Origin of the sequence: Actinosynnema sp. ALI-1.44 (assembly GCF_001984155.1) — a bacterium.
Taxonomy (GTDB): Bacteria; Actinomycetota; Actinomycetes; order Mycobacteriales; family Pseudonocardiaceae; genus Kibdelosporangium.
Map to the genome: position 1 here is coordinate 383,980 of NZ_MTQO01000054.1, position 23,682 is coordinate 407,661.

General features: G+C 67.2%; 26 protein-coding genes. 16 read left to right on the top strand and 10 right to left on the bottom strand.

Going from position 1 to position 23,682, the window contains the following annotated elements:
* Positions 1-295: 295 nt before the first annotated feature.
* Positions 296-2,470, top strand: a complete 2,175-nt coding sequence (locus tag ALI144C_RS48735; protein WP_076994106.1) for a helix-turn-helix domain-containing protein — start codon at positions 296-298, stop codon at positions 2,468-2,470.
* 60 nt (positions 2,471-2,530) lie between these two features.
* On the opposite strand, the gene ALI144C_RS48740 is transcribed toward ALI144C_RS48735, so the two are convergent.
* Positions 2,531-2,722 carry a hypothetical protein gene (locus ALI144C_RS48740; RefSeq protein ID WP_076994107.1) on the bottom strand — a complete coding sequence of 64 codons (192 nt, stop codon included), beginning with the start codon at positions 2,720-2,722 and terminating at the stop codon, positions 2,531-2,533.
* 311 nt (positions 2,723-3,033) lie between these two features.
* Here ALI144C_RS48740 and ALI144C_RS48745 point away from each other — a divergent pair, with 311 nt between their 5' ends.
* Positions 3,034-4,326, top strand: coding sequence for a choice-of-anchor B family protein (locus tag ALI144C_RS48745; protein ID WP_076994108.1), 1,293 nt, complete (start codon positions 3,034-3,036; stop codon positions 4,324-4,326).
* Between the two features lie 77 nt (positions 4,327-4,403).
* On the top strand, positions 4,404-5,249 hold the full coding sequence (locus ALI144C_RS48750; protein WP_076994109.1) for a hypothetical protein: 846 nt from the start codon (positions 4,404-4,406) through the stop codon (positions 5,247-5,249).
* On the opposite strand, the gene ALI144C_RS56095 is transcribed toward ALI144C_RS48750, so the two are convergent.
* Together ALI144C_RS56095 and ALI144C_RS48760 are read right to left on the bottom strand one after the other, a co-directional pair.
* Complete coding sequence (locus tag ALI144C_RS56095) at positions 5,246-5,422, bottom strand: DUF397 domain-containing protein (RefSeq protein ID WP_076994110.1); 177 nt, start codon at positions 5,420-5,422, stop codon at positions 5,246-5,248. The genes ALI144C_RS48750 and ALI144C_RS56095 overlap by 4 nt on opposite strands.
* Positions 5,419-6,282, bottom strand: coding sequence for a helix-turn-helix domain-containing protein (locus ALI144C_RS48760; RefSeq protein WP_076994111.1), 864 nt, complete (start codon positions 6,280-6,282; stop codon positions 5,419-5,421). The genes ALI144C_RS56095 and ALI144C_RS48760 overlap by 4 nt, the downstream gene beginning before the upstream one ends.
* 120 nt (positions 6,283-6,402) lie before the next feature.
* Between ALI144C_RS48760 and ALI144C_RS48765 the strand changes: the two genes are divergently transcribed.
* Positions 6,403-6,678 (top strand): hypothetical protein, encoded by a 276-nt coding sequence (locus tag ALI144C_RS48765; RefSeq protein WP_076994112.1) that lies wholly within the window; start codon positions 6,403-6,405, stop codon positions 6,676-6,678.
* Entirely contained in the window at positions 6,675-6,959 is a 285-nt protein-coding gene (locus ALI144C_RS48770) for a hypothetical protein (protein WP_076994113.1), read from the top strand. The genes ALI144C_RS48765 and ALI144C_RS48770 overlap by 4 nt, the downstream gene beginning before the upstream one ends.
* Here ALI144C_RS48770 and ALI144C_RS48775 read toward each other — a convergent pair.
* The gene (locus tag ALI144C_RS48775) at positions 6,956-7,453 is read right to left on the bottom strand and encodes an amino-acid N-acetyltransferase (protein ID WP_076994114.1); all 498 of its coding nucleotides are present in this window, start codon (positions 7,451-7,453) and stop codon (positions 6,956-6,958) included. The genes ALI144C_RS48770 and ALI144C_RS48775 overlap by 4 nt on opposite strands.
* A gap of 268 nt (positions 7,454-7,721) precedes the next feature.
* Here ALI144C_RS48775 and ALI144C_RS48780 point away from each other — a divergent pair, with 268 nt between their 5' ends.
* From ALI144C_RS48780 to ALI144C_RS48820, 9 genes are all read left to right on the top strand, one after another.
* Positions 7,722-8,885: an AAA family ATPase gene (locus ALI144C_RS48780; protein ID WP_237774672.1), complete on the top strand. Its 1,164-nt coding sequence runs from the start codon at positions 7,722-7,724 to the stop codon at positions 8,883-8,885.
* A complete protein-coding gene (locus tag ALI144C_RS48785; protein WP_083754057.1) occupies positions 8,872-9,450 on the top strand; it encodes an RloB family protein in 579 nt (192 codons plus the stop codon). Before ALI144C_RS48780 ends, ALI144C_RS48785 begins: the two co-directional genes overlap by 14 nt.
* 71 nt (positions 9,451-9,521) lie before the next feature.
* Positions 9,522-10,883 (top strand): 30S ribosomal protein S12 methylthiotransferase RimO, encoded by a 1,362-nt coding sequence (gene rimO, locus ALI144C_RS48790; RefSeq protein ID WP_076994116.1) that lies wholly within the window; start codon positions 9,522-9,524, stop codon positions 10,881-10,883.
* Positions 10,880-11,563 carry a CDP-diacylglycerol--glycerol-3-phosphate 3-phosphatidyltransferase gene (gene pgsA / locus ALI144C_RS48795; protein ID WP_076994117.1) on the top strand — a complete coding sequence of 228 codons (684 nt, stop codon included), beginning with the start codon at positions 10,880-10,882 and terminating at the stop codon, positions 11,561-11,563. Before rimO ends, pgsA begins: the two co-directional genes overlap by 4 nt.
* A 59-nt stretch (positions 11,564-11,622) precedes the next feature.
* Positions 11,623-12,063 (top strand): CinA family protein, encoded by a 441-nt coding sequence (locus tag ALI144C_RS48800; protein WP_076994831.1) that lies wholly within the window; start codon positions 11,623-11,625, stop codon positions 12,061-12,063.
* A gap of 122 nt (positions 12,064-12,185) precedes the next feature.
* The gene (locus ALI144C_RS48805; RefSeq protein ID WP_076994832.1) at positions 12,186-12,704 is read left to right on the top strand and encodes a helix-turn-helix domain-containing protein; all 519 of its coding nucleotides are present in this window, start codon (positions 12,186-12,188) and stop codon (positions 12,702-12,704) included.
* A 246-nt stretch (positions 12,705-12,950) separates the two neighbouring features.
* Positions 12,951-13,793, top strand: a complete 843-nt coding sequence (locus ALI144C_RS48810; protein ID WP_076994118.1) for a PspA/IM30 family protein — start codon at positions 12,951-12,953, stop codon at positions 13,791-13,793.
* 22 nt (positions 13,794-13,815) lie between these two features.
* Complete coding sequence (gene pspM / locus ALI144C_RS48815) at positions 13,816-14,601, top strand: phage shock envelope stress response protein PspM (RefSeq protein WP_076994119.1); 786 nt, start codon at positions 13,816-13,818, stop codon at positions 14,599-14,601.
* Between the two features lie 221 nt (positions 14,602-14,822).
* Positions 14,823-16,094 (top strand): uracil-xanthine permease family protein, encoded by a 1,272-nt coding sequence (locus ALI144C_RS48820; protein WP_076994120.1) that lies wholly within the window; start codon positions 14,823-14,825, stop codon positions 16,092-16,094.
* A gap of 45 nt (positions 16,095-16,139) precedes the next feature.
* Here the strand turns inward: ALI144C_RS48820 and ALI144C_RS48825 are convergent, their stop codons facing one another.
* The 4 genes from ALI144C_RS48825 to ALI144C_RS48840 all read right to left on the bottom strand — a co-directional run bounded on the left by ALI144C_RS48825 (position 16,140) and on the right by ALI144C_RS48840 (position 20,433).
* A complete protein-coding gene (locus ALI144C_RS48825; RefSeq protein ID WP_076994121.1) occupies positions 16,140-17,189 on the bottom strand; it encodes a quinone-dependent dihydroorotate dehydrogenase in 1,050 nt (349 codons plus the stop codon).
* Entirely contained in the window at positions 17,186-17,560 is a 375-nt protein-coding gene (locus ALI144C_RS56100; protein WP_076994122.1) for a hypothetical protein, read from the bottom strand. Before ALI144C_RS56100 ends, ALI144C_RS48825 begins: the two co-directional genes overlap by 4 nt.
* A gap of 1,243 nt (positions 17,561-18,803) precedes the next feature.
* Entirely contained in the window at positions 18,804-19,595 is a 792-nt protein-coding gene (locus tag ALI144C_RS48835; RefSeq protein WP_076994123.1) for a DNA-formamidopyrimidine glycosylase family protein, read from the bottom strand.
* Positions 19,588-20,433, bottom strand: a complete 846-nt coding sequence (locus ALI144C_RS48840; protein WP_076994124.1) for a ParA family protein — start codon at positions 20,431-20,433, stop codon at positions 19,588-19,590. The genes ALI144C_RS48835 and ALI144C_RS48840 overlap by 8 nt, the downstream gene beginning before the upstream one ends.
* 81 nt (positions 20,434-20,514) lie before the next feature.
* Here ALI144C_RS48840 and ALI144C_RS48845 point away from each other — a divergent pair, with 81 nt between their 5' ends.
* On the top strand, positions 20,515-21,234 hold the full coding sequence (locus ALI144C_RS48845) for a class I SAM-dependent methyltransferase (RefSeq protein WP_076994125.1): 720 nt from the start codon (positions 20,515-20,517) through the stop codon (positions 21,232-21,234).
* On the opposite strand, the gene ALI144C_RS48850 is transcribed toward ALI144C_RS48845, so the two are convergent.
* Together ALI144C_RS48850 and ALI144C_RS48855 are read right to left on the bottom strand one after the other, a co-directional pair.
* Positions 21,231-21,557, bottom strand: coding sequence for a DUF202 domain-containing protein (locus ALI144C_RS48850; protein ID WP_076994126.1), 327 nt, complete (start codon positions 21,555-21,557; stop codon positions 21,231-21,233). The two genes, ALI144C_RS48845 and ALI144C_RS48850, sit on opposite strands and share 4 nt — an antisense overlap.
* Entirely contained in the window at positions 21,554-21,907 is a 354-nt protein-coding gene (locus ALI144C_RS48855; RefSeq protein WP_076994127.1) for a YidH family protein, read from the bottom strand. Before ALI144C_RS48855 ends, ALI144C_RS48850 begins: the two co-directional genes overlap by 4 nt.
* A gap of 90 nt (positions 21,908-21,997) precedes the next feature.
* Between ALI144C_RS48855 and ALI144C_RS48860 the strand changes: the two genes are divergently transcribed.
* Positions 21,998-23,284 (top strand): DNA polymerase IV, encoded by a 1,287-nt coding sequence (locus tag ALI144C_RS48860; RefSeq protein ID WP_076994128.1) that lies wholly within the window; start codon positions 21,998-22,000, stop codon positions 23,282-23,284.
* Positions 23,285-23,682 lie beyond the last annotated feature (398 nt).

Genomic DNA, 23,682 nt, shown 5'->3' on the forward strand with positions numbered 1-23,682 from the left:
GCCCCGGTTTCTCCCAACCGCACCACGGGAAACACTGCACAATTCGGCAATGCGGTTCCACGATGTGTTTCACCGGCACCACGGTAAATCAATCAGGTGATTCGCGTCGACCGGATCGGTCGTCGGGATCGCCGCCGCTGAAAGGGGAGGGGTGGATCGCAATGCACACGCACATCGTCGCACTGCTCGACGTGCTGGCCACGCTGCTCGGCTGAGCGCACACGCCCCGGCCGTCCGTCGAGGGGGCGGACGGCCGGGCCGTCATTGTCAGCACTGACGACAGGACACTGGAGACATGACCGAATTCGGGCCTGAATTGCGGCGACTTCGTGAAGCCGCCGGGCTGTCACTGACCAAGCTCGCATCGATCATCCCCACTTCCAAAGGCTATCTCAGCAAAATCGAGAACGGCCGAGTGCGCGTCAACCCCGGCATCGCCGAAGCATGCGACAAAGCGCTGGGCGCCGGTGGTGAATTACTCGCACTGGTTCCCAGGGCGTCCCGGAGTGCCACCCGGGGACTGATCGGGCTGCCGTACGGGACCCGGCATTTCGTCGGGCGAAAGACCGAGCTGGAAACACTGTCGTCGATGGTGGTGCGGCAGAACGCGGCCCGGATATGCGTGGTGCACGGGATGGCGGGCGTCGGCAAGACAGCGGTCGCGGTCGCCGCGGCCCGCGCGGTGACCAGCGAGTTCCCGGACGGTTGCCTGTTCCTGGATTTCCAGGGGCACACCCCCGGTGCGCCGGTGACGACACCTGCCGAAGGCCTGCGCCGCGTGCTGGCGTTGCTGGAGGTGCCTGGCGACAGGATCCCCTCGGACGTCGACGGCCGCGCCAACCTGCTGCAGGCGATGCTGCGGGACCGCCGGATGGTGCTCGTGTTCGACAACGTCCGGACAGCCGGTCAGGTCCGTCCCATCCTGCCCGCGGAACCAGGCTGCCGCGTGATCATCACCAGCCGTAACCGGCTCCAGGCGTTGGACGACGCCTGGTCGCTCTCCCTGGACGGCCTGCGTCCCGTGGATGCCGTCGAGTTGTTCCGCGCTGTCGCCGGGCCCGTGGTGGCCGACGACGTCGTGGAGGACATCGTTGCCCACTGCGGCGCGCTCCCGCTGGCGCTGCGCATCGCGGCCGCGCGGTTCGTCGCCGGTGGCTGGTCCGCGGCGGGTTTCGCCGACCGCCTCGCCGATCAGCACACACGGCTGCTGCCTTTGGACGACGGCGAACGAAGTGTCAGTGCCGCGTTCAAGGTTTCCTACGATGCGCTGCCCGACGACCAGCGGCGGATCTTCGGTCTGCTTGCCCTGCACCCGTCCTCGGCGGTCGAAGTGTCCGCTGTGGACGCGATGGCTGATCTCGCCCCAGGCGAAGTGGACCGTTTGCTCGACCGCCTGCATGACGCGCACCTGTTGACCCGCACCACCGACGACCACGTCGAGGTACACGACCTCATAGGCGCGTTCGCGCTCAGGTACGCACTGCCCGACATCAGTTCCGAGGACCAGGCAGCAGCCGCGCGGCGGTTGACGCGGTACGCGCTTGCCCATGTCCAAGCGGCGGACCAGCTGATCGAGCCGCACCGGTACCGGCACGGCACCGCTCCCGACGCACCGCCGAACCGGCGGTTCGACGACGCAAGCACGGCGATGGCCTGGCTGCGTGCCCAGTGGCCCGCACTCGAGCGGATCATCGAGCGCGCACCCGAGTTCGGCCAGCATTCCGAGTGCTGGCAACTGGTCCACGCACTGCGCTCGTTCTTCTTCCGCGAGCGACTGCTGACGCCGTGGATCACCACGCACCGGATCGCCGTGGAGTCGGCGCTGCGGTCCGGTGACATGGCAGCCGCTGGGATGATCTCGAACAGCCGGGGGATGGCCCACCTGGAACTCGGCCAACTGCCCGAGGCGATCGAATGCCATGACCGCGCCTGGACGTACTTCAAGCAAGCAGGGGACGAACGCGGCGCCAACGACGCGATGTCGAGCCGTGCCTGGGCTTTGCTCTCCGCCGGTGATCTCGACGGCGCGTACCGCGATCTCACACAGGCGCTGGCCGCCTACCGTGACACCGATCGGCCGCGCAACGTCGCGATCGCCTTACGCGGCATAGCGTTCACGCTCACCGCGATGGGCAGGTTCGACGAGGCCGCGAGCCACGTCCGCGAGGCGCGGCAGCTGGCGCGGATCCCGCACGACGTCCTGATGACGATCAACTGCGGCGCGTGGATCCATTACCGGACCGGCAGGTTCGCCGACGCCGGACGCGAGTACCGGGCAGCTCTGGACATCGCCGAGAACATCGCGAGCGACTACGAGACGGCGCGGTCGATGACCGGGTTGGGGAACGCGGTCGCGCGGCTGGGTGACCGCGAGGCAGCGGAGCGCTGGTGGGCCCAGGCTGACGGGCTGGACGTGCCGCTCAACCCGTTGGTGGCCGCGGAGGCATGGGCACGCGCCAACAGCGCCTGACCCGGTTTCGCCGCGGCCCCTCCTGGGCGATGTGGCCGCGGCGATCTTCTCCCAGGGGAGTCAGAGCGTCGTGAACCGCTGTGGCGCAACGGTATCGACGTGCGAGGACGACGCGCGCGGGTCGTCCGGCTGCCGGGTGAGGACGGAGGATTCACCGGCCCGGTAGCCGACAGCGGTACCGAGGACGAACCCGAGGACCAGTGCCGCCAGAACCGTGCGGGCCGCCAACGAGAGTGACAGGATGATTTTCACTGCTGCTCCTTGTGCCGGAGAACTGGGGTCCTCTTCATCCTCCGTCGACATCGCGCACATATCAGGAGTTTCCCGTGGTCAGGCGGTTTCGCGATGCCGGAAACGACCCCGAGGGTGACCAGCGGCCGACGGCGACCAGGGGTTTCCTGCGAGCGGATGCCGGGGCAGTGGCCGGGTACCGGCGATATGGGGAAAATCTGGTGAATTAACACAGTGTGATTTCCGACGATCGGCCCATCCGGTTCGTGGGTTGGCGATCTACCGTCATATCGCCCAACGCGTCCCTGCCACTGCGCGGATGGAGTCCTGTTATGCGGTTCCCGGAACGGCTGACCGGCTTGGCCTTGCTGGCCGCCGGTGTCGTCGCGATCATGTCGAGCCCTGCTTCGGCGCACGATCCCAACTCACCTGAAGGCCGTGCGGCACATGCCAAGTTCGCGGCCGACCTGCAGCCGCCGGACCGCTCGCCCGCTGTGACGGGTGCCGCGGCCGTCCCGTGCACGAACGGGATGGCCGGGCAGTACCCGTGCAAGAACGTCGACCTGCTTTCGGTGATGCCGCTGTCGACCATCGGTGGTGGTCAGGGCAACAGCCTGTGGGGTTGGACGGACCCGCAGACGAACAAGGAATACGCGATCATGGCCAGGTCCAACGGGGCCTCCTTCGTCGACATCTCCACGCCGACGAGCCCGAAGTACCTGGGTAACCTGCCGTCGCACAACGGGACCAGCAGCTCATGGCGTGACATCAAGGTGCACGCCAACCACGCGTTCATCGGCGCGGACGCCATCAGCGGACACGGTATGCAGGTGTTCGACCTGACCAGGCTGCGTACGGTGACAACCCCGCAGACCTTCACGGCCGACGCGAGGTACACGGGCTTCGGTCCGTCGCACACGTTGGCCGTCAACAACGAGACCGGCTACATCTACGCCGTCGGGTCGAACACGTGCAACGGCGGCGTGCACATGGTTGACGTGCGCAACCCGAAGAGCCCGGTCAACGCGGGCTGTATCAGCAACGACGGGTACGTCCACGAGAACCAGTGCGTGGTCTACCGCGGCCCGGACACGACATACCAAGGTCGCGAGATCTGCTTCAACTACAACGTCGACACGCTGACCCTGGTCGACGTGACTGTGAAGTCCGCCCCGCGCCAAATCGCCCGCAAGGGCTACTCGGGCGTGCGCTACAGCCACCAGGGCTGGTTGACGGGTGACCACCAGCGCCTGCTGCTGGACGACGAGCTCGACTCGGACCTGCCCGGCACCAAGACGTTCATCTGGGACGTGCGTGACCTGGACAACCCGATCAACACCGGCGTGTACACCTCGCCGACGATCCAGGCGACCGACCACAACCAGTACATCATCGGCAAGTACAGCTACCAGGCGAACTACCGCGCCGGGCTGCGGATCCTCGACATCACCGGCATCGCGCAGAACCGGCTGAGCGAGGTCGCGTACTTCGACATCTACCCCGCCAACAACGGCAGCGGGTTCAACGGCGCGTGGAACGTGCATCCGTTCTACGCGAGCGGAACTGTGGCCATCAGTGGGATCGAACAAGGACTCGTGCTGGTGAAACCCACTCTCACCAGCTGACCGGCGCCGGTCTGGCGGAGGGGGTCACCCTGCCGGTTCCCTCCGTCAGACCGGCGTTCCCTTTTCGGAGGTGTTCGTTGCGCGAGATCCACTGGATGACCAGGACAGGGCTGATTGTTCTGGTACTGCTGGTGTTCGGCGCGGTCGGCTACGTGGTGACCCGTCCTTCGCCCGCCGCGCACCACGTGCCGCCGCCGGTGGTGCCGCACAGCGACGGCCTGTCCGACAACCAGGACGGCTTCCGGTTCAATCCCCTTGTGGTGCCGCAGGAGCGGGGCGTGGCCATGCCGATCGCGTTTCAGATCATCGGCCCGTCGGGCAAGCCGGAGACGACGTTCCCGGAGAACCAGACCAAGCAACTGCACTTCTTTGTGGTCCGCGACGACATGCAGGCCTACCAGCACGTCCACCCGGAGCTGCGCGGAGATACCTGGCACACGACAGCTTCAGTGCCCGATGGCGGGGCGTACCGGATGTACGCGGAGTTCATCGGCCGTGATCCGTTGCACCCCATCGTGCTCGGCACGGGGTTCATCATCCCGGGCGACACGACGTTCGTGCCCCTGCCGGAGCCTGCGGCTCGCGCGGTTGTCGACGGTTTCGTGGTGACACGCCCGGAAGGCGCGGCTCAGCCGCCGGTCGGCAAGCCGTCCACGGTCCGCCTCCGGATCACCGACGCGTCAGGTGCGCCGGTGACCGCGCCCGAGGAACACCTTGGCGCCTATGGGCACCTGACCGGGTTCAACGCGATCCTGCACTCGGTGACGCACCTGCACCCGCTGCAACGCCTCGGGACGGCACTGCCCGACGGCGAGCTGACCTTCCAGGCCAACTTCGCCGAACGCGGCGAGCACAGGTTGTTCCTGGAGTTCCGCGTCGGCGGGACGGTGCGAACCGCCGCCTTCACGGTCTTTGTGACCTAGCTTTTGAGCACTGCCAGAAAGGTGGCGAAACACTCGCGGTCGAACACCAGCGTGCCTGCGTCGGGGGTTTTGCTGTCACGGACGCGGGTTAAGGCGCGGTCAACGGCCAATTGAACGCAGTCGTTGTTGGCTACACTGAAGGTGCTGGTGCGCCATTCGATTCGCCTGTTCATCGTCCCCGCTCCAGCGCCTCGGCTTGTTCCTGGATGAGCGTCGCCGACTTCCTCATCGGCAGTGCCAAGGACATGGCGGCATCGATCGATGCCGCGAAGTTGGCAACATCCTTCGGCTTCTCGATCCATTCTCCTCCGCCTGGGTACTCCAGGTACACAGCATCGGGGTAGTCAATCTGGGCGAAACCAAGCCATGTCATCGCACCGGTCATGATCTCGTACTCACCCGCCGCGAACGGGATCACTCTGAGATCGAGGTTGGGTTGTCGCCCGAGCTTCACCAAGTGGCGAAGTTGTTCCATCATGACCGCGGGCCCACCTATGGTCCTGCGGATGACAGCCTCGTCGAGCACGATGGTGAGATTCAAGGCGTTGGGCCCGTGTAGCCGTTTCTTTCGCTTCTCGATCGAGGCCGCGTCCCGCTCGATGTCAATCGGTGATGCGATGTAGCGACTGGCGGCTTTGTTCATGCTGGCGCGGTATGCGGGTGTCTGGAGTGGACCTGGGACCACCGTCTGCCTGAGCATCCGGGCGGTGCTCGCCTCATCCCACGCCTTGACGAAGGCCCGGTACTTCGGCGGCATGGCTGTCGAGTGCTCTACGAGCGCCGCATCCTGGTGCGCTTCCTCCCACAGTTCTTCCGCCTGTCGCCGCTCGGTATCCGTGGCGCCGTAGAACCCGAGCATCGCGGTCAGCCGGGAGTAGTCGCACATCGTGTGCCCGGTCTCGATCCGTGAGACCACCGATGCGCTCTTGCGCAGCAGCTTGGCTACGTCATCCGGCTTCAGTCCGGCGTGTTCCCGCAGCTGAACCAGGAACATCCCCAGTGCCCGCTTCCGGCGAGTCTGCACACTGGCCATCGGTCCTCCCTTCGCGCACGTCACCCCATCGAGCGCATTGCGTTGGCGCATTGCTCAGGCTTATGGTTGGCAAGTGGCCATGATCGCACATGAGCGCTCAACCAATCGCCGGAGGTCCCCATGACGCACGTGCTCGCCGCAGTGCTGAGGGACGCGATGGTCGTGCGCCTGCAATGGCTGGACACGTTGGCCAGCGACGTCGACGTGCCTGTGATCGAGCTACGCAGCCTCACCGCGGCGATGCGCGAAATCCTCGAACTGCACCAACCCGACGGCAACGGCCGTTGCCGCGGCTGCTCGACCGGGATGCGGCGCGGCCGCAAGTTCCCTTGCCGTGTCTGGCTTATCGCCCATCGCCACCTGCTCACACCAACAGATCAGGAGTCCTACCGATGAACACCCAGGATCGCGTGCGCCGGATCGTCGACGAGACCGACATGAGTGAACAGACCGCCGCTTTGGTCGTCTCCCAGATGCCTCGCCTGTTCGCCGTCGTCATCGAACACGAGGACGACGTGGCCCCCGAAGTCATCGGCTGGGGCATGGCCCGTGAGGCCGACGCGCACATGGTGTCCGCGGACGGCCGCAACTACTACGCCCTCGCCGAAGCCAAGAACGCCCTGAACTACGTCCGCAGCGCGCCCGACGCCACACCGCACTTCGTGTGGGTCGCCTAGAGCTCCAGCACCATGCGGCTGTTGCCGAGCGTGTTCGGCTTGACGTACGGCAGGTCGAGGAACTCCGCCACACCCTGGTCGAGCGAGCGCCGCATCTCCTCGTAGACCTCGGGGCTCACCGGTGTTCCGTCGATCTGGTGAAATCCGTGCCGCTCGAAGAAGCGGACCTCGAACGTCAAAGCGAACAACCGGGACACGCCCAGCTCCTTCGCCGTCGCGATCAGCCGATCCAGCAGAGCGTGCCCGATCCCGGTCCCCAGCGTCTGCGGCAGCACCGCGATCGTGCGGATCTCGGCGATGTCCTCCCACAGCACGTGCAACGCACCGCAGCCGACCAGTTCACCGCCCTGCTCGGCCACCCAGAACTCCTGGATGTCCTCGTACAGCGTGACCAGCTGTTTCGTCAGCAGGACCTTGCCCGCGTACCGGTCGATGACCGTCTTCATCGCCCGCACATCCGTGGTGCGGGCGCGCCGCACAACCGTGTCGTCCACGTACCCCAACCATGTTGTCAGTCAACCGTTCCCGATTTTATCCCGCGCTCGCCAGCCGGGCCTCTGTGTCGTGGCGTGGTGGGCGTCACCTGCGTGCCATCCCACATCGAGGTGAAACCGGTGCTGTCTGCAAGACAGAAGCGGTTTTGTGCGGTTTACTTGCACGGGCAGACATGAAGCTGATGAACAGGAGTCGTCGGTGCTTCGGAGTTTTCGGGTTGGGAACCACCGCTCGATCAAGGACGAGGTCGAGCTTCTCCTGCTCCCGGTGTACGACAAGGACCGGCTGGCGCTGAACGTCGCGGCGATCTACGGCGCCAACGCGGCGGGCAAGTCGAACCTGTTGGACGCCGTGTGGTTCATGCGGGAAGCGGTCCTTCGTTCGCACTCGCATTGGGGGCCTGATGCGGGTGTTCCCCGCCGACCGTTCTCCCTCGACCCGACCGTCGCCGCACGTGAATCGATCTTCGTCGCCGAATTCGTCATCGATTCAGTTCGATATACATACGGTTTTACCGTTGACAACGAGGTCGTTCGTGAGGAGTGGTTGTACACCTACCCGGAAAAGCGGCGACGTGTCATGTTCGAACGTGAACTCAACCATGTGCGTTTTGGTTCCACAGTGGCTGATCGCCGAAAGAACGAGCTACTCGCGCGAATGATGCGGCCTAACTCGCTTTTTCTCAGCGTTGCGGCGGCTTCGAACGTCGACACGGCCGTTCCCATCTACCGCTGGTTCTCACGTGACCTGATCCTGCACAACTGGCACGGTTTTTTCGGGCGGCAAGTCGGCGCGGGGAGGGCGTTCGTCAATCACGAGGAGGTCGGGAAACTGTTCGTGGAGGGGTCGACTGCGGTGAGAAGCGCGCTCATCGACCTCGTACGAGCCGCCGACCTGGGCATCACCGACGTTGTAGTCGAGGCGAACAAGGACAAGTACACACTGTCGAAACTCACCGTGAAGCTGATCCACGATGACGGAGTGGCGCTGGATCCGGAGGATGAATCGGCAGGCACGAGAGGATGGCTGGGGCTGCTGCCAGAGCTGATCTCCTGCCTCAGTTCGGGCGGAGTGTTGGTCATCGACGAGATCGACGCGAGTTTCCACCCCCTCCTCACGGCACGCCTGATCGCCCTCTTCCGTGATACCGAGACCAATCCACGCGGCGCCCAGCTCCTCTTTTCGACCCACGATGCGAGTCTGCTCAGTCCGGTACTCGGTGAAGAAGTCCTTCGGCGCGAAGAAGTGTGGTTCGTGCAAAAGGGAACGGACGGTGCTACTGAGCTTTACCCGTTGAGTGATTTCCGGCCTCGTAAGGGTGAGAATACTGAGCGTCGCTATCTCGGGGGCAGTTACGGGGCGGCGCCGTCCTTGTTCGCCGAACGTTTCGCTGACGCTGTGAGAGCAGGTTTGCTTGATGAGTCGGCGTGAGAACGCGCACAGGCGATCGAGCAAGCCACGGTTGGATGCCAAGCCGAGAATTCTCGTCATCTGCTGCGGTGAGCGTACCGAGAAACAATACCTGGAAGGCTTCCGCCGCCAGTTCACAGTCTCCACCGTGCGAGTCCGGCCGAAGGTCGGTTCGCCCGCGCAACTCGTCGGCTACGCGCGGAAGGTGCGTGACAATGACCCAGGCGGGTTCGACGAGGTCTGGTGTGTCGTCGACGTGGACGAGTTCCAAGTCGACGAAGCCGTCGCGGCCGCGCGGAAGGCAGGTATCTCACTCGCCATCTCCAATCCCTGTTTCGAGGTCTGGCTCTTGCTTCACCTTGCGGACTGGAGGCAGTGGTTCGACGGCCCTGCGGCTGTGATCGCCGCCTTGCGCAGGCATCTTGACTGCTACGACAAGGTCAAACTGGATTTCGCTGCTTTCGCCGATCACGTGACCACCGCCGTGCAGAGGGCGCGCAAGCTCGATCCGACCGGTGAGGACCACACCTGCAATCCCTCGACAGGGGTATGGCGGCTGGTAGCCAGAGTTCTCGGCGAGTGCTGACGTCGGAGACACCACACGTGGGCGGTTACCCTGATTCGGTGTCTTCCCCCACCGCGAAGCGTCGCGTCGCCATGTTCACCCTCGGATGCGCCCGTAATGAGGTCGACTCCGAGGAGCTCGCCGGGCGCCTGACCGGCAGTGGCTGGGAGCTGGCCGAGACCGACGCGGCCGACGTGATCGTCGTGAACACCTGCGGCTTCGTCGAACAGGCCAAGAAGGACTCGGTGGACACGCTGCTGGCCGCCGCCGACACCGGCGCCAAGGTCGTCGCGGTCGGGTGCATGGCCGAGCGCTACGGCAAGGAGCTCGCCGAGAGCATGCCGGAGGCCTCCGCCGTCCTCGGCTTCGACGAGTACCCGGAGCTGGCCGAGCGGCTCGACGAGGTCCTGCACGGCAAACAGGTCGAATCGCACGTCCCGGTCGACCGGCGCACGCTGCTGCCGATCACGCCCGTGCAGCGCCAGGAGACTGAAGTGTCCGTCCCCGGCCACGGCTGGGGTCCGCGCGTGATGCGCACCCGCCTCGACGACTCGCCGGTGGCCGCGCTGAAGATCGCGTCCGGGTGCGACCGCCGGTGCACGTTCTGCGCCATCCCGTCCTTCCGGGGCGCGTTCGTGTCCCGCACGCCGGACGAGATCGTCGCCGAGGCGCGGTGGCTGGCCGAGAACGGCGCCCGCGAGCTGTTCCTGGTGAGCGAGAACTCCACGTCCTACGGCAAGGACCTCGGCCGCGGCATGGACCACCTCGACCGGCTGCTGACCAGGCTCGCCGGGGTCGACGGGATCAAGCGCGTCCGCGTGTCCTACCTGCAGCCCGCCGAGACGCGGCCGGGCCTGGTGCGGACCATCGCGACCACACCGGGCGTCGCCGACTACTTCGACCTGTCCTTCCAGCACGGCAGCGGCAAAGTGCTGCGCCGGATGCGGCGCTTCGGCGACTGCGACAGCTTCCTCGGCCTGACCGAGCAGATCCGGGGGTTCTCGCCGAACGCGGGGATCCGCACCAACGTCATCGTCGGCTTCCCCGGCGAGACCGAGGAGGACCTCAAGGAGCTCGAGCGGTTCCTCATCGGCGCGCGGATGGACGCCGTCGGCGTGTTCGGCTACTCCGACGAGGAGGGCACCGAGGCCGCGGGCTTCGACGACAAACACGACGAGGACACCGTCGCCGAGCGCGTCTCGCGGATCTCCGCGCTGGTCGAGCAGCTGACCATGGAACGCGCCGAGGACCGCGTCGGCGACGAGGTGGTCGTGCTGGTCGAACAGGCCGACGACGAAGTGGTCGGTCGTGCCGCCCATCAGGCGCCTGAGGTTGACGGCGAATGCGTGATCGAGGGCGGCGACGGCCTTGCCGTTGGTGACTTCGTGCGCTGCCGAGTCGAGAACGCCGAAGGCGTCGATCTTGTCGTCCGTGCCATCGAGGTCGTCACATGAGCACCGCGCCCGCCGATCCCGCACAGGAGCCGATGTCGCCGGAGCCGCTCGCCCCGGAGGTCGCCGCAGTTCCGGAGGTGACAGCAGTTCCGGAGGTGGCGCCTGTGCGGCAGGTACCGTTGCTCAACATCGCGAACATCCTCACGGTCAGCAGGCTGGTCCTCGTCCCGGTCTTCCTGTTCGCCCTGTTCGCCGGTGAGGGCCACTCGTTCGGCTGGCGGCTGACCGCCACGGTCGTGTTCGCGGTCGCCTCGGTGACCGACCAGCTCGACGGCTGGCTGGCCCGCCGCCACGGCCTGGTCACCGACTTCGGCAAGGTCGCTGACCCGATCGCGGACAAGGCGCTGACCGGGGCGGCCCTGTTCGGGCTGAGCATCCTCGGCGAGCTGCCCTGGTGGGTGACGATCGTGGTCGCCGCCCGTGAGATCGGCGTGACCCTGCTCCGCTTCTGGGTGATCCGCTACGGCGTCATCCCGGCCAGCCGGGGCGGAAAGCTCAAGACGCTCACCCAGATCGTCGCGATCGGCTTCTACCTGGCGCCGCTGCCTGCCGCGTTCGACACGGTCCAGTGGATCATCATGCTCGCGGCCGTCGCCCTTACCGCGGTGACCGGGCTGGACTACGTCGTGCGCGCGCTGCGGCTGCGTGCCCAGGGCATCCGGGTGCGGCGAGCGGCGTGAACCCGCTTGTCGAGGCGGTCGGCCTGGCGCCGGACAAGCTCGTGGCGCTGATCGCCGACATGCGTGCCAACGACGAGACGGTCGCCACGGCCGAATCGCTCACCGCCGGCCTGGTCGCGGCCGTGCTCACGACCGTGCCGGGTGCCAGTGCCGTGGTCCGGGGCGGGCTCGTGGTCTACGCGACGGACCTCAAGTGGGGCCTGGCCGGAGTCGACCCCGGCCTGCTCGCCGCTCGCGGCGCGGTCGACCCGGACGTCGCCGTCCAACTGGCGACCGGCGCACGCGACCGGTGCGCCGCCACCTGGGGCATCGGGCTGACCGGAGTGGCCGGGCCCGACCCGCAGGACGGCGTCGCGCCGGGTACCGTGCACGTCGGCATCGCCGGTCCGACAGGCGTGAACGTGTCAACGATCACGGTCGGCGGTGATCGGCACGAAGTGCGTGCGGCGAGCGTGCGGGCGGCCGTTGATCTGCTGGCTGGCCGGGGCACAGCACCCTGACGGGGGAACATTCGGCCACGCTCAGTCGTTCGCCCTTGGCGTACGACGGGTCAAGTCGGTGCGTGATGTCGGCCAAGCTCGGTAACGTTGTCGGCACGGGCCCGCCGGTGAAGGGAGGCGCGATGACTGTGCTGTTGCGTGAGGCGATCGGTGATCGGCTCCGCCATGCCCGCACGATCCAGCGCCGCACGCTGCGCGAGGTCTCGCGGACCGCGCGGGTGAGCCTCGGTTATCTCTCCGAGGTGGAGCGTGGGCAGAAGGAGGCGTCCAGCGAGCTGCTGGCCGCGATCTGTGACGCGCTCGAGCTGCCGATGCCGGAGCTGCTCTACAACGTCGCGAACGACATGAGCGGCATCGACCCGGAGAAGTTGCTCGAATCGGCACAGCAGCAGGCCGAACAGCCCGCCAAGCAGAGTGCCCCGGTGCCGTCCGGTGGCAACGGCGACGCCAGCATGTCGGCGAGCATGTCGGCTGCGGGGCTCGACGGTGGACCGTTGGGCGTGCCGGACGAGCTGCTCGGCGCGGGTGACATCGGGTTGGACACTGTGGTCGGCGACACGTTGCAGGATCTCCGGATCCAGCCGGCGCTGTCCCACCGAATCGGTCCTGACATCGCCAGGGCGAGCGTTTTCGCAGCTTGAGCAGCCACTCAGCCACTCCGGCCGGGCTCGTTCGTCGAGCCCGGCCGGTGCTGTGTGTGTAGAAAGGTCTCAAGCAGGTCAACTCGGTGTCCGGGGGCCGACCCGTGGTGAATGATCGGGGCGATCCCTGATTTACCCCTGGGCCCGGTGGAACGACAATCGCGCACCTGACACGATGGAACCTGGACAGGTACCCGGGTCGTTGCCTGTGGGCAGCCGAAGTACGCAAGAAGGCAGGCGGAGGAGATGGCCAACCCTTTTGTGAAGTTCTGGAAGTATCTCATGGCGTCGTTCTCGTCCAAGATCGACGAGCACGCCGACCCGAAGGTACAGATCCAGCAGGCCATCGAGGAGGCGCAGCGGCAGCACCAGGCCCTGTCGCAGCAGGCCGCCGCTGTGATCGGAAACCAGCGGCAGCTGGAGATGAAGCTCAACCGCCAGCTGGGTGAGGTGGAGAAGCTGCAGGCTTCGGCCCGCCAGGCGCTCGTGCTCGCCGACGAAGCGCGCGGCAAGGGCGACGAGGCCAAAGCGACGCAGTTCGAGAACGCCGCGCAGTCCTTCGCCACCCAGCTCGTCACCGCCGAGCAGGGCATCGAGGACCTCAAGACGCTGCACGACCAGTCGCTGCAGGCCGCGGCGCAGGCCAAGCAGGCGGTCGAGCGCAACGCGATGGTCCTGCAGCAGAAGCTCGCCGAGCGCACCAAGCTGCTCAGCCAGCTCGAGCAGGCCAAGATGCAGGAGCAGGTCTCGAAGTCGCTCAACCAGATGAGCGAGCTGGCCGCGCCCGGCAACACGCCGTCGCTGGAGGAGGTCCGCGACAAGATCGAGAAGCGGTACACCACCGCGCTCGGGTCGGCGGAGCTGGCGCAGAACTCGGTGCAGGGCCGGATGATGGAGGTCCAGGCCTCCACGACGGAGATGGCCGGTCAGTCGCGCCTCGAGCAGATCCGCGCGTCGATGGCCGGTGGCGGCGCCAAGCAGGTGACCAGCGGTGGTGGGGCGACCGCCGCGAGCCCGGCGGCCAACATCCAGGCCGAGATCCAGCAGCGCGTGGCGCAGGAGCAGCGCGCGAACCCGCAGGGCAACTGAACAGCGCCGAAGGAAGTGACCGGTGGACAGGCCGCGTAGAGGCGATTTCCTCGAACTTCGCCAGCTGGTGGAGAAGCAACTACGCGGCCCGGTCGCCGATCAGGTGAAGGCTCAGCTGAGCCGCTGGTCCGACCCGGCGGCCAAGTTGGAGCGCCGCAAGAAACGCGCGTCGGCCGCGATGTGGTTCTTCATCTTCTTGGGGCTGCTGCTCGCGGTCGTAGGTGCGGTGATAGCCACTGGCTCGGCGGAAACAGCGGTTCTGTCCGGCGCGGTGGCCGGGGTGTTCGCGCTCGGCTCGTTCGCGCTGGGAGTCCGGTCCGGCGGCCGTCTCCGCCGTCTCAACAAGACACCGGTGCCCACTCTGGCACCGAGGCTGCCTTCGTCCAGGTCGGCGGCTCGTGAACCGATGGAGCGCCTGGCAGACGCCGAGCGTGTGCTGGCCGACCTGCTGCGCCAGCTCAGCTCGCCCCGCAGCGCCGTCCCCGCCGATTCCGTCGATGAGGCCCGCCGTACGGGGGAAGAAGCCGCCAGTGCGTTGCGTGAGGTCGCCCAGGAGCTCCAAGCCGTCGAGCGGGCCCGTGACCTGGCCCCTGCCGCGGACCGCGCCGCGCTGACCGACGGCGTTCAGCGGCTGCGTGAGCAACTCGACGAAGGCCTGGACGGCTACGGCACGCTCATCGCCGCGGCGGGGCGTCTTGTCGCTGCCAGCTCGTCCGGTGGACCGGACAACAACGCCCTCACCGACGCCACGGACCGTCTGCACGGGCTCGCGGTCGCGTTGCGGGAGATCTTCCCCGACCGCCGCTGACGCGCTCCTCACGAGTTGGTCGCGGCCTCAAACCTGGATGATCACGACCAGTTGCCGTAGCGCCGATTGGGTCACTCTTCGTAGTCCTCGTACTCCCCGGTGGCGTTCTTCTGCCATGCCCTTAGGACAAACGTGTGATAACGGGAGGGTCACGTAGCATCATCGGCTACCTGACGTGGCAGTATTCCCGCAAGGTTCAGCGGGGAAGGGACTCGACAGTGATGCTGTGGTCCGTACACGGCGATGGCCGCCGGGTACGCGACGGTGAGCTGGTCGGTGCCCGTGAGCGACTCAGCTGGCCGGTGATGGCGGGATTTGGCGCGCAACACGTCGCCGCCATGATCAGCGCGACGATCTTCGTCCCGGTCGCCGTCGGCCTGCCGCCGACGACCACGCTGCTGTTCTCCGGTGTCGGCACGATCGTCTTCCTGGTCGTCACCCGCAACCGGGTGCCGGGCTATCTCGGGTCGTCCTTCGCTTTCATGGCGCCTCTGGCCGCGGCCAAGCAGCACGGGATCGCCGCCCAACTCGGGGCGGTTCTCGTCGCGGGCGGCATCTTGATCGTGTTCGGCATCGCGGTGAAGGCGCTGGGTGTGCGTCTGCTCGAGTCCGTTCTGCCGCCGGTGGTGACGGGCGGGCTCGTGCTGCTGATCGGGCTGAGCATGGCTCCGTACGCCGCGCGCCCGTTTCAGGCGCAGCCCGGCATCGGCGCGGTGACGGTCGGCGCCATCCTGTTGTGCATCGTGCTGTCACGCGGGCTGCTCGCCCGGTTGTCTGTGCTGGTCGGCGTGGGTGCCGGCTGGCTCGTCGCGATCGCGACCGGGCGGATCGAGTCGACGAAGATCGACGCGCTGATCGACGCGCCGTGGTTGGGCGTGCCCGAGTTCCACGCGCCTGAACTGTTGCCGTCGGTCATGGTGCTGTCGGTGCCCGTTGTGCTCGTGCTCGTGGCCGAGGTTGTCGCGCATGTGAAGGCGGTTTCCACCAGCAGCGGTCAGGACCTGGATCCCAGCATCGGTGACGCCTTGATCGCCAACGGCATCTCCACCGCGCTCGCGGGCGCGTCCGGTGCTACGGGAACGACGGCGTACCCGGCGAACACGGGCCTGATGATCGGCACCAGGGTGCTTTCGACCGCGGCGTGTGCGCTGGCCGCGGTGACCGCCGTGGTGCTCGCGTTTGTGCCGAAGGTGACCGCGTTGATCGACACCATGCCGCCCGGCGTGGTCGGCGGGTTGGGGATCGGGCTGTTCGGCCTGCTCGGCATGGTCGGGGTGCGGATCTGGGCGCAGAGCAAGGTCGACCTGACCAACCCGGTCACGCTCATGATCGCGGGCGCCGCCGTGGTCGCCGGGGTGGCCGACCTGACCATTTCGATCTGGGGTCTGGAGCTGCACGGTGTGGCGTGGGGCTCGCTCGTGATCGTGGTGGTCTATCCGGTAGTACGGCGGCTGCGGGCCCGCCGGGACAACCGAGGGTCCAAGTTCACCTGATCGGATGATCGTCGGACGAACGGGTGGAATCGCTCCTACGGACGGTCACCTGCGGGTCTTGCTGATCCGGCGGACCAGCCCAGGGCCGCGGAAGATGAATCCGGTGTAGAGCTGGACCAGGCTCGCGCCCGCGTCGAACATCCGCGTGGCGTCGTCGGCGTCGAGAATCCCCCCGACCCCGATGATCGGCAGCCGACCACCGGTCTGCTTGTGCACGAACGCCACGACGTCACGGGCTCGCCCCGTCAGCGGGCGCCCGCTGAGCCCACCGGCCTGGTCGGCCAGGTGGAGGTCGGCGTGCGCCACCCCGTCCCGGCTCAGTGTGGTGTTCGTCGCGATCACGCCGCTCACACCGTGCTCGTCACAGACCTCGAGGACCTCCGCGATCGCGTCGTCGGTCAGGTCCGGCGCGATCTTCACGAGCAACGGCCTCGGTGACGTCCGGTCCCGCTCCGCCAGTGCCCGGCACTCCAGCGTCAACTCGGCGAGCAACTCGCTGAGCGCGGAGCGGTCCTGCAGCCCACGCAGGCCAGGAGTATTGGGGGAGCTGACGTTCACGGCGAAGTAGTCGCCGTGCGAGTAGAGGGCGCGCAGGGACTGCCGGTAGTCCTCAACGGCCTGGTCGACGGGGACGACCTTCGACTTGCCGATGCTGATCCCCAACGGCACCTTGGGTTTGCGGCCGGTCAGCAACCGGTCGGCGAGGGCCTCCGCACCCGCGTTGTTGAACCCCATCCGGTTGATGATGGCCTCGCTGTTCACGAGCCGGTACAGCCTCGGCTTGGGATTGCCGGGTTGCGGGATCGCGGTCACCGTACCGACCTCGACGAACCCGAACCCCAACGCGGGCCAGGCATGCAGGGCGGTGCCGTCCTTGTCCATGCCTGCGGCCAACCCGACAGGATTCGGGAACCGGACACCGAAAACCGTGACAGGAGCAGCGACGTTCGTCACACGCCCGAGCGGCCCGAGAAGCGGCGCGGTCCTGGCGAGGATGGCGGTAGTCCTGTGGTGCGCGACCTCGGCGTCCCCACCGCCGAACCGGAAAAGAGCCCGTCGAATCAGCTTGTACACGCCTACATGCTGCCTTGTCATGAGTTGTTCGACGGCGCGGGGGTTTCGCAGTACGTGGAGTTCCGCGTGGCCGGCGTGATCAGCGACGGCGGCGAAGACAGCCGGGAGGCACAGCGCCAAAGAGGAAAGTCCAGGACGATCACAGCATCGGAAGCCCGCAGCCGTACATCGAGGACGTCGTGGGGACCGAGATCGCCGTCGAGGACCCAGCGCGGCGCGCTGGTGAGCCGCTCCTGGATCCCAGCCCACTGGCTCTTGGGCGTGGGAGAGAGATCGGGCGACCAGAAGTGTTTGTCCAACTCGATGACCGGCAGCCCAAGAACGGCACCGAGACGGAACGCGAAGGTCGACTTACCCGCACCACCGCGACCGAGGACGACGACCCGTTCCATGCCTAGCTACCTCCCACAGGTCACCAGACCCGAGCCCAAGACTGCATAAAGGCAAGTACCACCCAAGCGCAGCCAGCCCTGGTCCGCGAACGGGCGAACGTGCAGGGGAGGGCAGGGCAGGCGGCTCGCGTGCAAGCGCAGAGCAACCCGCAACGGTTCGCGAGCATGCGCTATGCAGGCGGCGTGCGCGCAAGCGCAGAGTGGGGCTTCGGGGGTGTCTCCTGCCCGTCGGCCTGGGCGAAGCCAACCACGGGCTGTCAAGAGGTCGGCCTACCCGAAGAGCCCCAGCGACAGCCATACCGATCCTCTTGATAGACCGCGGTTCCCTGGGGCAGGTCGACGGGCAGGAGGCGCCCGCGCCTCACAACCCCGGGTCATGAAGGTATGCGCCGGGAGAAACACGACGCGAAGAACCTCCTGCCTAGAGGTCTGCTCCCGGCGAGGGGCTATCTTTCCCCCACAGGATCCCGCGCCTTGACCAGGAGTAAGGCGTGGTCACCAGACCCGCAATGGAGATCCCGGGTCTGAAAGACGAAAGACGAAAAGACAAAGAAGGTCCCTCGCCGGGAGGCAGACCTCTGAGCAGGAGGTCTTCGCGCCGTGTTGCTCCCGGCGCATGCTTTTCGTGTCCCGGGGTTTCAGGGCGCGGGTGTCCCCTGCCCGTCGACCTGCCCCAGGGAACCACGGACTGTCAAGAGGTCCGTAGGGCTGTCGCTGGGCCCGCCTGTTGGGGAGGCGGACCTCTGGACAGCCCGTGGTTGGCTTCGCCCAGGCCGACGGGCAGGAGACACCCCCGAAGCCCACCCCTGCGCTAGCGCGCGGCCATTGCGCTTGTGCGTGGCCATTGCGTTGGCGCGCGGCTGTCTGTGCTGGCGCGCGGCCGCGAATCCTGCGCTTGCGCGCACGCTAGTTGGGGCTGTCTTGTGGTCGCGGTCACGCTGACTGTGGCTTTTGCGGGCATAAAAAAACTCCCGGGGTGACTCCTCGTGCTGGTGCACGAGGCCTGAGATTGGACGAACTTCTCAGGAACCCCGAGAGCCGGTGGCTGCTTTGGATTCGCCGACCTACGCCCGCGTCAACGGCGCTGGAGGACCAGCGTCTGCCGTGTTCGGCGGCCGGCTTGAGCCAGATGGTGGTCCTTAGCGGACAGCCACCTCACGTGTCCCGTTGGTATACAACTTTGGACCACCTCCTCTCTCGTGTACATCCAACCTATGCCGAGTCGGGGGTGGGCGCCACGTATTTATTTTCGCGGTTGGCAGACAGGGCAGTACCAGGTTTGGCGCACGTCGAGGCCCGCGCCCTGGTCGGCTACCTTGATCCGGCCGCCGCATTTCAGACATTCCCGGCGGGCCTGCCCGTACACCCACAGCTCTCGTCCGCGCACCGGGGAGCCCGTCGTGTTCCTGCGGGGATTCATCGCGTTGCGCCGCAGCAGGTCTCTGCTCACCTCGACCGCCCTTGCGGTATCCACTTCGGACACCGGGGCCCACGGCGACACGCCGAGCACGAAGCAGACCTCTGCCTTGTAGACGTTCCCCACTCCCGCCATCACCCGCTGGTCCAGCAGTGCCAGGCCGATTTCCCTGGCCGGGTCGGCCATCAGCGCCCGTCGCGCGCGTTCGGCGTGTTCGTCTGTCCACGATGGATCCAGCAGGTCCGGTCCGAGGTGGCCGACGAGCCGGTCCTCCCTCTCCGTGGCCACCAGTTCCATGTCGTGCAGGCGCACGCCGATCGCTTCCGCCGCCTTGTGCGCCAGGATCACGCGGACCTGGTGGCCGGGCGCCCGCCAGCGTGTCCCCGGCCGGTGGACGTGCCACGAGCCGTCCATCCGCAGGTGGTTGTGCAGGCTCACGTCCCCGCTGAACTGGACGAAGATGTGCTTGCCGACCGTTCGCACGCCCAGCACGGTCCGGCCGGCCAGATCCACCGTCGACAGTCGAGGGTGACGTAGCTCACCGCGCGTCAGCGGGTGGCCTGCCAGTGCCTGCCGCAGCTTGTGGCCAGCGTGGAAAACCGTGTCGCCCTCAGGCATCAGCTGCGTCGTCGTCGCTCTCGGGCCACGCGAACTGGTTGTGCCGCCCGCGCCGACCTGAGCGCAGCACCCGCGCCAGCACGAGGTTGAACGCCAGCGCGACCTCACGCGCACCCGGCGTGCCCCATTGGTGGATGGGCATACAAGCGCCCTGTGCCTGCTGTACGGCCAGGCGGTCCGGCAACGCAACGGGCAGCACAAGCGAGCCGAAGTGCTCCCTCAGTTCCTGGATGCGGAACTGGTGCTCATACGAGCGTGGCCGCACGCGGTTGACGACGACACCTAGTGTCTTCAACTCCGGGTTGTACTGCTCACGTGTCTCGGCTATGGCGTCGAACGCGCGTTGTGCACCGGAGACCGCGTACAACGTCGGTTCGGTGACGAGCAGCGCGCCGCCTGCGGCCACAAGCGCCGAGCGGGTGAGCCGTCCCAGCGATGGTGGACAGTCCAGCAGCACCAGTTCGTAGGGCAGTTCACCGTCCTCGATGAACTTGTTGACCTCCTGCAGCGCACGGCCGAGGTTGCCGAGCCGCCGTGCTCCCGGGTTGGGGTGGTTGAGCTCCTCGGTTTCCTCCGAACCCACCAGCACGTCGACGCCGTCACCCCAGGCACTGGCCGCGATGGCGTCCCTGACCACCGGCAGCCGGGGGCTCTCCAGCACGTTCGCGAGGGTCGTCCCGGTCTCCTCGGGGTCGAGCGTCGCGGTTGCGTTGCACTGCGGATCGAGGTCGACCACCAGTGTCCGCGCGCCACGCCGCAAGGCGGCCGACGCCAGGCCGAGCACTACCGTCGTTTTGCCGACACCGCCCTTGAGGCTCAGTACTGCGACCGTCTGCACTCGTGGAAGCCTACGGCTTGAGACCACCGCCGTCTCGGGTCCCGTCCAGCAAGCCCGTGACCACCGTTTAGGGTTTCGGGCATGCGACCAGATGCCGTCCGCCGCGTGCTGTACGCCGAGTTGGCCGCTGTGCGTGAGCGCCGTGCGGGTGAGTCGCCGCGCGTGCTCGACGTCGGCGGCGGCAGCGGCGTGTGGGCTGTCCCGCTCGCCGCTGCGGGCTGTGCCGTGACCGTGGTCGACCCGAGCCCGAACGCCCTCGCCACGCTGCACCGGCGGGCACAGGAAGCGGGCGTGGTCGAGTCCATCACCGCCGTGCAGGGCGACAGCGACGCGCTCGCTCAACTCGTCCCGGCCGAGTCGGTGGACCTGGTGCTCGGGCACGGCGTGCTGGAGGTCGTCGACGACCCCAAGACCACGATCGCGGCGATGGCCGAGGCCACGGTGCCCGGTGGGCTGGTGTCGGTGCTCGTGGCCAACCAGTACGCGGCTGTCCTGCACCGGGCGATCACCGGCCGCCTGGTCGACGCCCGCAGGCTGCTGGACGACCCTGCCGGGCAACTGGCCGAGGAAAGCCTGTCCCGCCGCTACGACATCGCCAGGCTGACCCAGTTGCTGGTCGACGGCGGACTCACGGTCGAACTGGTCCAGGGCCACGGCGTGGTCTCCGAACTGGTGCCGGGCGCGGTCCTGGAAGGCAACCCCGGCGCGGCCGAGGCCCTGGCCCAACTGGAGCTCGCCGCCGCGACCACGCCGCCGTTGCGTGACGTCGCCGCACGGCTGCACGCCATCGGCCGCCGTTAACGGTCGACCAGCACGTAGACGAGGCCAAGCGCGCCCGTGAGCGCGGTGACGACGGTCATGGTGAGCGGCAGCAGACCGTCTGGCAAACGTTTGCCATTCGCCAGGTTCTCATCGCTGGTGCGATAACGCCGCCACGCCATCCAGAGCGCGGCGAGCGCCATCGGAAGGACGACAGCGGCCAGCGCGAGCGCCGCGGCCAGGCTCGTGTGCGCGGCGAACCGGAACGCGACCAACGCGACCACGACCAACGCCAGACAGGTCCGCATCCACGCCAGCGCGGTGCGTTCGACCTGTAGCCCCGGATCCCACGGCTGTCGCCTCATCGGGTGATCACCAGAACCGCGGCGAGCACACCGGTGACCGCCAGCCCGACGCCCAGCACCGCGGCCATCCACGGCGAGGGCAGCGGTTGCCCGAGGCGCATGGCCCGCTCACATGCGATCCAGTGCTGAAGCGCACTCAGACTGCAGGCGACGCCCGTGACCAGCAACGCGACGGCAACCGCCAGGTCCAGCGCGTTGCCCACAGGCCCGAGCGCGGCGAAACCCACGCCCGCGGCCATCAGCGCGAGCGACGTGCGCAGCCAGGCGAGGAAGGTGCGCTCGTTGGCCATCGAGAACCGGGGATCCGGCTCGTTGCCGACCCCGTACACACTCCTCGGCCACCTGGACATGGATCACACCGTAACCACTGGTCCCGGAACTGTCGGTGGGTGGGGATAGCGTGTCCCCAGCGGGCTTGAACAGGTGAAAGGAGGTGATCCATGGGACGCAGCGGTGATTTACCACGCGGGCTGGTCGACCGGTTCGTGGTCAAGGACGGCGTGTGGCCGGACGACGCGGGGTGCTCGATCCTGCACGTCGACATGGACGCCTTCTACGCGTCGGTCGAGATCCGGGAGCGGCCGGAGTTGAAGGACAAACCGGTCGTCGTCGGCGGGGTCGGCAACCGGGGCGTCGTGTCGTCGGCCAACTACATCGCGCGCAAGTACGGCGTGCGCTCGGCGATGCCCACGAGCCGGGCGCGGCGGTTGTGCCCGCACGCGGTGTATGTGTCGCCGACGTTCGGGCTGTACCAGGAGGTGTCGCGGGGTGTCCTCGGGATCTTCCGGGACGTCACGCCGCTGGTCGAGCCGTTGAGCCTGGACGAGGCGTTCCTCGATGTGGCCGGTGCGCTGCGGCGGATGGGGATGTCCGCCGGTCGGGTCGGCCAGGTGATCAGGGAGCGGGTCGAGGCCGAGCACGGGATCACGTGTTCGGTCGGGGTCGCGCCGACCAAGTTCGTGGCCAAGCTGGCGTCCGGGCTCTGCAAGCCGGACGGGATGCTCGTCGTGCCCAAGGTGTCGGTGCTGGAGTTCCTGCACCCGTTGCCGGTGTCGGCGCTGTGGGGTGTCGGCAAGAAGACCGCGGAGCGCCTGGCCGACGTCGGGCTGGAGCGCGTCGCGGACGTGGCCGCCGCGCCGCTCCCCAGGCTGCGCCGGATCATCGGCAACGCACTCGCCGACCACCTGCACCCGCTGGCCAACGGGTTCGACGACCGCGCTGTCGAACCCGAGTCGGCCGAGAAGTCCGTCGGCGCCGAGGAGACGTTCGAGGTCGACCACTGGGACCGTGAGCTGCTCAAACGGGAGTTGCTGCGGTTGTCGGAGAAGACGGCGTCGGCGTTGCGCGGGCGTGGGCTGCGTGGCCGGACGGTGTCGATCAAGGTGCGGTTCTCGGACTTCACCACGATCTCCCGGTCGCGGACGCTGCTGGTGCCGACCGACGTGACCCAGGAGATCTTCAAGGTCGCGTGTCAACTTCTCGTCGAGCAGACGCCGCCGGGCGCGGTCCGGCTGATCGGCGTGCGCATGGAGCAGTTGGTCCAGGAAGACGGCGGTGAGCAGTTGCTGCTCGACGCTCCGGAGAACGGCTGGCGTGAGGCCGACCAGGCCGCCGACCGGGCGCGCGCGAAGTTCGGCAACGCGGCGATCCGCCCGGCTTCCCTGCTCACCCAGGCGCCCGACCGATCGGGTGAGACCGAGCCGCGTCCCGATCGGACGTCGATATGAGCAGCGTGTAATTCGTCGCTTTCCGTCTGTGGCGAGTTTGGTGCATCATCATATTTATCACCCGGATGGCCCACGGTGCGATTTCAGTTACTGGGATAAAACGAGGTCGAAACGACGGCGTTACCTTGTGCGTCCACTTTGTGGCTAACGTTTTGGCCTCCTCTTCAGATGGACTATTCGGGAATCCGGCATGGGGGACGTGACACACGTGGCTGGATCTGATCGGCGAAGCAAGTCCGAGGTCGGGCGCACGGGTGCGCGGTTCGGCCATGTGCCCGCCAGTTCGGGGCACGCTGAGGAGAAGGTGGGTGAGTCCGCCGTGGTCACGGCGAAGCCAGGGACTGGCCGGACAGGAGCCCGGTTCGGCCCGACGGCATCTCAGTCACCAGCACCGCCGC